The organism is Paenibacillus sp. TAF43_2, assembly GCF_052113545.1.
Lineage (GTDB): Bacteria > Bacillota > Bacilli > Paenibacillales > Paenibacillaceae > Pristimantibacillus.
Map to the genome: position 1 here is coordinate 1 of NZ_JBFRDK010000255.1, position 6,488 is coordinate 6,488.

Annotated in this window: 6 protein-coding genes and 1 pseudogene; 1 reads left to right on the forward strand and 6 read right to left on the reverse strand. The window is 42.1% G+C overall.

The window, feature by feature from the left end:
* The 6 genes and pseudogenes from AB4Z17_RS30930 to AB4Z17_RS30955 form a co-directional block, all read right to left on the reverse strand.
* Positions 1–1,198, reverse strand: a pseudogene (locus AB4Z17_RS30930) (hypothetical protein); the annotation flags it as partial.
* Between the two features lie 152 nt (positions 1,199–1,350).
* A complete protein-coding gene (locus AB4Z17_RS30935; RefSeq protein ID WP_076271899.1) occupies positions 1,351–2,097 on the reverse strand; it encodes a hypothetical protein in 747 nt (248 codons plus the stop codon).
* Positions 2,097–2,975 (reverse strand): ATP-binding cassette domain-containing protein, encoded by an 879-nt coding sequence (locus AB4Z17_RS30940; RefSeq protein WP_441964128.1) that lies wholly within the window; start codon positions 2,973–2,975, stop codon positions 2,097–2,099. Before AB4Z17_RS30940 ends, AB4Z17_RS30935 begins: the two co-directional genes overlap by 1 nt.
* Positions 2,972–3,340: a GntR family transcriptional regulator gene (locus AB4Z17_RS30945; protein ID WP_076271901.1), complete on the reverse strand. Its 369-nt coding sequence runs from the start codon at positions 3,338–3,340 to the stop codon at positions 2,972–2,974. The genes AB4Z17_RS30940 and AB4Z17_RS30945 overlap by 4 nt, the downstream gene beginning before the upstream one ends.
* 215 nt (positions 3,341–3,555) lie before the next feature.
* The gene (locus AB4Z17_RS30950) at positions 3,556–4,350 is read right to left on the reverse strand and encodes an alpha/beta hydrolase (RefSeq protein WP_441964130.1); all 795 of its coding nucleotides are present in this window, start codon (positions 4,348–4,350) and stop codon (positions 3,556–3,558) included.
* 14 nt (positions 4,351–4,364) lie between these two features.
* Positions 4,365–5,276, reverse strand: coding sequence for a Gfo/Idh/MocA family protein (locus AB4Z17_RS30955; RefSeq protein WP_441964131.1), 912 nt, complete (start codon positions 5,274–5,276; stop codon positions 4,365–4,367).
* A gap of 303 nt (positions 5,277–5,579) precedes the next feature.
* On the opposite strand from AB4Z17_RS30955, the gene AB4Z17_RS30960 reads away from it, so the two are divergent.
* Positions 5,580–6,320 (forward strand): DNA-binding response regulator, encoded by a 741-nt coding sequence (locus AB4Z17_RS30960; protein WP_441964133.1) that lies wholly within the window; start codon positions 5,580–5,582, stop codon positions 6,318–6,320.
* The last annotated feature ends 168 nt before the right edge of the window (positions 6,321–6,488 follow it).

The window sequence follows — 6,488 nt, forward strand, 5'->3', positions numbered from 1 at the left end:
TAACAACCTGTTCGTAGTTTTGTAATATTCTTCTTGCTAAAATTATAATTAATGCAGCAATAAAACTAAAAATACCCCATTTCCATAAAAATAGATCATAGTTTTTACCCTCAATAAAATACCATATTACTTCTAAAACTCCAATTCCAGCAAATACGCAAAAACCGATTGTAATAATGATCGCTTCTTTATTTTTTTGCAAACATAGTCTAATCAGATAAAAGAGTAGTAATAAATTCCCAAAAATAATTATGCCACTGAACGATAGCGTTGTGAATAAAATATAATATTTCGAAATTTTACCTAAGAACAATAAAGTAAGGGACCAAGCTATCAAAATCGTTGACACAACAACTAGAAATTTTCTAAAACGAGCAATCAGTCCAAAAGGCCCTTTCCCGAATATTTTTTCGAAAAAGAAAAAAACTGAAGGCATTAGTAAATTTGAACCCACATCAAACATAAAGTAGATGGGAAACCCGTATTCCTTATATACCATATGCAAATAAGGCGATATAGATAGTATCATTAACCCTATTGAAAAAATGATAATACAGAGTGAGTTCAATCCATCTAAATAAGATTTATTTAGGAATATAAAACATAGCAACATAGCGAGCGAAATAATTAAAAGTGATGCTCCAATAAAAACATCAAACATCTCTTTTTTCATAAAAAGTGTACTAAGAGATTGCTCTTCTCCGACAATAATTGGTTTTTTCAAGCCTAACCAACTAGAATCCGTACTTAAAAGTATGTAAACCATGTGATTTGCTTCGATGTCGGATATTGATAAAATAATCTCATTTTTATTAAAAGGATAATTTCTTTTAGACTCATAAACGAGCTTGTTATCAATAAATATCGATACATCTTTGGCAGTAAGCTTGCTAATCAATAAAGATGGTCTTGCCAATTCATAATCAGGCAACTGAAACCTGAGCCAAGCGGATTTAATGTCTTCTGGCTTAACTGGTAATTTTTCACCATAAGTAAACGATTTCCAATCACCTGCTCTCAAGCTGGATGCTGCATTTTGGACTGTGCTGGTTGGATCTGCTTCCCACATCATTTCCCATTCTGTAATCTCGACGTTTGGTGCACCCGATAAGGCATAAGAAGGCGTAGCAAAAAAAGGAGTAACAATACAGAGCAAAAACACGAAGATCAACAAAAATTTACGTAGTACTTTCATCATGCACCTCAAAAACTCGATAATGTTAATGCTCATATCATACTATATTTCGACAATGTTCGATAAGCCTCCTTCAAAAATTTGGTTGTTGACAAAATAAATAAAGCCGTTTTCAAAGATCGTTACGATCTTTGGAAACGGCTTGAATACTTGGATTAAAATAACTTTTTTCTTATCGATACACGGCGAAGCATCATAAAATTCAAGGCTACAATACACAGCATGACAGCAAAGGCAAGAATAATGACTGCTGCTAGCGATGCTCGTTCTACCTCTAATCCAGTTTGCAATAGATTGCCTATCCAGTCTGACGATAGAACAGCCTCCATCGCCATCATTGGCAGCAGCGCAGCAACTGAAATTAGTACGCCTATTTTCCAATTAAAACGATAAAATCCGGAGCCAATGAGCCAGCCGCTGCCAAAGTAGGCAAAGAACAAACAGAAATATTCAAAAAAGATCCAGCCGAGCTCTAAAGAAGATGAAAACAAATGCGGATTGTTCAGCTCTAGTGTCCAATTGTTTTTGTCATAAATGAATTGCTCGACGGGATACCCTATCGTTAATATAAGGGCGAATATGGCTGAAAATAGGACTAGTACTAAACTCACGCCTCCAATAAAGTGCTTTCTCGTTACTCCACTGGAAACAAAGCTTGCGAGCGATGCAGGGGTCAGCAGTATGCCAATGACAAGCAGAAATACTCTCGGCGATATGGTCGTGCTTTCCCAAACCTCTTGCCCTTCAAAATCAGGTCCTACTATAGCCTCAGCATTCGTCAAAATACCTATACCAATATAGATCAGAATAAATATGACCCAATAAAAAAAGATCGTCCACCGAAAGGTGTACATCATATGCTGTGCCACATTAAGCACGGGATGTTTTCTCTTGCTGCTCATTATTCATCCCCTCTTTTCTTCGTCAAATGAACGAATAAATCTTGCAGTGATACAGGACCAAGTTCAAGCCCTGCTGCTAATGCTTGCTTGCGCTTCACATCAGTGAGCTCTCCGAACACAGTAACCGACTTCGTTTTACCAAGCTTCTGCTCCCCAAGCACCGTCAAACCTTCTGCAAAACGATCCACGCTTTCACTCGGTCCAGTAATAGATGAGCCGCGCGCCCGCAGCGCATCTGTTTCCTCATGCATGATTAGGCGACCTTTATCCAAAATAAGCACCTCTTCAAACAAATTGCCTACTTCTTCAATTAAATGCGTAGATAAAATGAAAGTACGTGGCGTTTCCATATAATCATTAAGCAGCTCTTCATAAAAGGTATAGCGGGACGGAGCATCCATGCCAAGATAAGCCTCATCAAAAATCGTAACCGGTGCGCGGCTAGCAAGGCCAATCGTCACGCCAAGCGCCGACTTCATTCCTCTCGAAAGGGTAGATATACGTTTCTTAATCGGGAGCTCATAGTGACGAATGAGTCGATCCGCATAGTTTGCATCCCAATTGGGCCAGCAGCTAGCCGAAAGCTTTAATACGTCACGAACGTATAAAGTGTCCGGCATATGGCCGCTTTCTTGGATAAAGCATACTTGCTCCATGATGCGTGCATTTTCGAATGGCGTTTCACCATCTATCGTTATTTCACCATCTGATTGCTGTCGATAGGAGGCTATGATCGATAATAGACTGGTTTTTCCAGAACCATTTCTACCGAGCAAACCGTATATTTTGCCACCCTCGAGCTTGAACGAAATATTGTGCAGCGCTGAAAATGATCCATAACGCTGCCCCAATTGATTCACTTCGATACCTAGCGTCATACGTCAGTCCTCCCTTTCACTTGTTCGATGCGACCAATGATATCTGCAAGAGGGACACCGATTTTCTCAGCTTCCGCAAGCATTTGATCGACAACCTCTTCGAAAAAACGATCTCTGCGCTGTGCCAGCAGCAATTGCCTAGCTTCGCCATTTACAAACATGCCGATTCCTCTTTTCTTATACAAAATGCCTTCCTCCGTCAATAAATGAAAGCCTTTCGCTGCTGTAGCCGGGTTTATACGATAAAATGCAGCATACTGGTTTGTTGACATGACCTGCTCATCTTCTTGCAAAATGCCGCTTATGATGTCGTCTTTAATTTTGTCTGCTATTTGTTGGTAAATGGGACTTCGATCATCAAACACGTCATCACCCCTTTAGGTTACATGGTTCATTAGTTATGTAACTAACCATACAACCGCGACCAATAAATGTCAAGCCTATTTCATTACAGCAAGTCATACAGACTTTTTGGACTAAACGTTGAGAACAAAAAAACTGCCTCCGGTTATTAACCGTGAGACAGTTTCTTGTCATCTTATGAAAAGCAGTACGTTTGTCCTAGTAACTGGACAATCCGTTATTTGGTTGCTTGAATTCCCTTCATCCATCCGATCAGCTCATTGCTTACTTGCTCCAGCTGCTCCTCCGGCTTAATGCTTGCTGGTCGATCCCCTTTTTGCGTGCCATAGGAACCAAATTGACCATGATTCCCTCCTTCAATCGTGACATACTGCGTTGAGCTAGGCATATACCGCTTTCCTTTGCCCCATGCCTCCCAGTCCAACACGCCATCATTAGACGCAGTGACTTGCAATACTGGCAGCTTAGCATCTTCAAGTGTTCCAGCTTTTTCTGCATAGGCCGCAAGGAAAAAGATACCCTCAAGTTGATCCAAATGCTCCGCAGCATATCGTGAAGCAAAAACACCGCCAAGCGAGTGGCCGCCTATAACGTAACTTTCCTCTGGATGCTCAGCAATAAAATCATCCGCTTTGTTTTGCCCCATTAAAGCAAGATTAAGCGKCATACTTGCAATGTACACACGGTGGCCAGCGTCAGCGAGCTTGTGAGCTAAAGGAGCATAGCTTTTCGGATCCACTAATCCACCTGGATAAAAAATAACATTAGGCTGAACAATTCCGGCTGCTCCAGCGGTCGGTTCAAAGCGATAGCCTGCTTGTCCAATGCTGACCGTAACTTGTTCATCGCTCTTCATCGCAGCTTTAGCCTCAGCAGATGGTGAATAAACCATCATTTGATACGCGACAGCCAGCGACAATAGTAATACCAAAACAATGGCTAACGTCCATATAAGCACCCTCTTTTTTCGCGCTTGCTTCGGTTTTGCCAATGCCTTCGAATCGTGACTCATTTCGTGCACTCCCTTTATTCCAGCATCTTCATTAGCAGCTTTTGTGATTTCAGCGCTTCTTCACCATCCACGCTTGGACTCTTATCTTGTACGATACATTGAATGAAGTGAAGAACAGCATCCTCAAAACCTCGCTGTTTCAGAGTCGTTTGCCAAGATGGCGGCAACGTTTGTGTTACTGTATCATCACGCTCTACGTCGAGCAAACTCATATTTTTTACACGAATAATTTCGCCTGCCGATACAATTTCGAGCTGCTCCAAGTTCGTTCCTGCGTGTCGGTGCATCGCAGTCGATAACGTGTAACCGCCGAGTGTACTGTAGTGATGCTGTGCATAAAGCAGCTGATTATGCTCGTTAACGTTAACGACGCCGTTCATCACAGTCGCCTTCCCATCTGCAAGCCAGCGTGCTGTATCAACTACATGCAAATAATCGTCAAGCATCGTAAACTCTGCGGTTTGCGGACCAACTGAATTCGTCCGATGTTTCTCCATACGAATCCATGCCGTGTCCGTCATTCGGTCCTTTGCTTCTATGTATAAAGGGGAAAAACGACGGTTAAAGCCAACCATCAGCTTCCTGCCTAACTTTTCTGCGAGCTCCGCGAGCCGCTCTGCCTGATGCAAAGTAGCTGCCAGCGGTTTATCCACATATACATCCTTACCCTGTTTGAGCAGAGTTGACACTACCTCATAATGAGTGTCAGTAGCGCTATGTACAAAAACAGCATCGCAGCGGTCAGCCAGCTCGAGTAAGCTTCCATAGGATGAAATTCGGTACTGCTCACAAATTACCTTACGCTTCTCTGCATTAGGTGAAAAAGCCCCAACAAAATTCCAGTCTATAGCTTTCGATAAAATAGGAAGATAGGCCTTTTGTGCAATTCCTCCAAGTCCAACCATACCAATACGCGGTTTGGTCATTTTCAACCACCTCTTCATAAGTTTCATTATTGACAGGATTACATCAAGCTATTAGCAATAATCCATTTAACTCGCTCCCTAAACTATACACTTATTTGCGTAGGCTGGCATTTGAATACGAAAATTATAGTACCTGATAAATAAATCCAGCTACTCATGCGAATAGGTTGTTTAAGTCTAGTGACAGTTGAACGCTGCTCGGCTACAATTAATTTAGGTGAAGCACACCGCTCGTACTACGGACATTCGTTCGTGGTGGGGCGGTGTTTTTTTATTTTATGAGGATGGGGTGGGATGTTACGTATGGTGAATCGTATTGTATCTGCTAGTGGGAATGAAGGTGGGTTGGTTCATTTGGACAAAGTGAAACAAGCATACACGAGGTGGATTGCGATGCATACTGAACTGCGCAAGACTACAAGTGAACGCAGACGCCGATTAGAAGAGCGCGATGATCATGGCGAGCAGCTATTTGCAATTCATATATGGTGGCCTGTACTCGGCAGCTTTGACTATTTGCATCCTGAATATGAGATCAATGATTATCGCGATGGCAGCCGCTTTCTCGACTTTGCTTATGTTCGCCCACCTTATCGAATTTCTATCGAAATTGACGGATACGGGCCACATCACAAACAAGCGTCTCGACGAAAATTTTCAGATGATCGCTTTCGCCAAAACCAGCTTGTGCTGGATAACTGGATTGTAGTGCGTTTCTCCTATGACGACATCGGTGAGCGGCCTAGACAATGCCAGCAGTTTCTTCAACAGTTGCTCGGGAAATTGTATGGTCTCGAAAGCTCCGAAAAGTTGGCTCTACCGTTACCTGCATCCTATCGAGAACTTCTAAGATGGGGACAGCAACGTGAGCGGGAATCAACCTTTACTCCCAAGGAAGTGCAGCATCTTCTAGGTGTTAGCCACTGCACAGCACGTAAATACTTGCAGCATCTGCTGCAGCAGGGACTGCTCGAACAAGCCTCTGGGCATAAACGCATACGCACCTACCGCATATCGTCGAAAGTTGCTCAATTGATTATATAAACCTAGAAATTATAAACACATAGCGGATATAGAACTAATTTCTAGTGCTATTCCCAACGACTTCGTGCTTTTGAGACATATTGGAGGACAAGTATTGAAAATTAGACTAGTTTTTAGTTCTATTTGTTCGCATTTGGTCAGTTTGGCGGAAATAGAGCTAATTTCTAG

Coding starts and splice junctions, on each gene's coding strand:
- AB4Z17_RS30935 (WP_076271899.1), bottom strand. CDS start 2,097: ATGAGCAGCAAGAGAAAACATCCCGTGCTTAATGTGGCACAGCATATG.
- AB4Z17_RS30940 (WP_441964128.1), bottom strand. CDS start 2,975: ATGACGCTAGGTATCGAAGTGAATCAATTGGGGCAGCGTTATGGATCA.
- AB4Z17_RS30955 (WP_441964131.1), bottom strand. CDS start 5,276: ATGACCAAACCGCGTATTGGTATGGTTGGACTTGGAGGAATTGCACAA.
- AB4Z17_RS30960 (WP_441964133.1), top strand. CDS start 5,580: ATGGTGAATCGTATTGTATCTGCTAGTGGGAATGAAGGTGGGTTGGTT.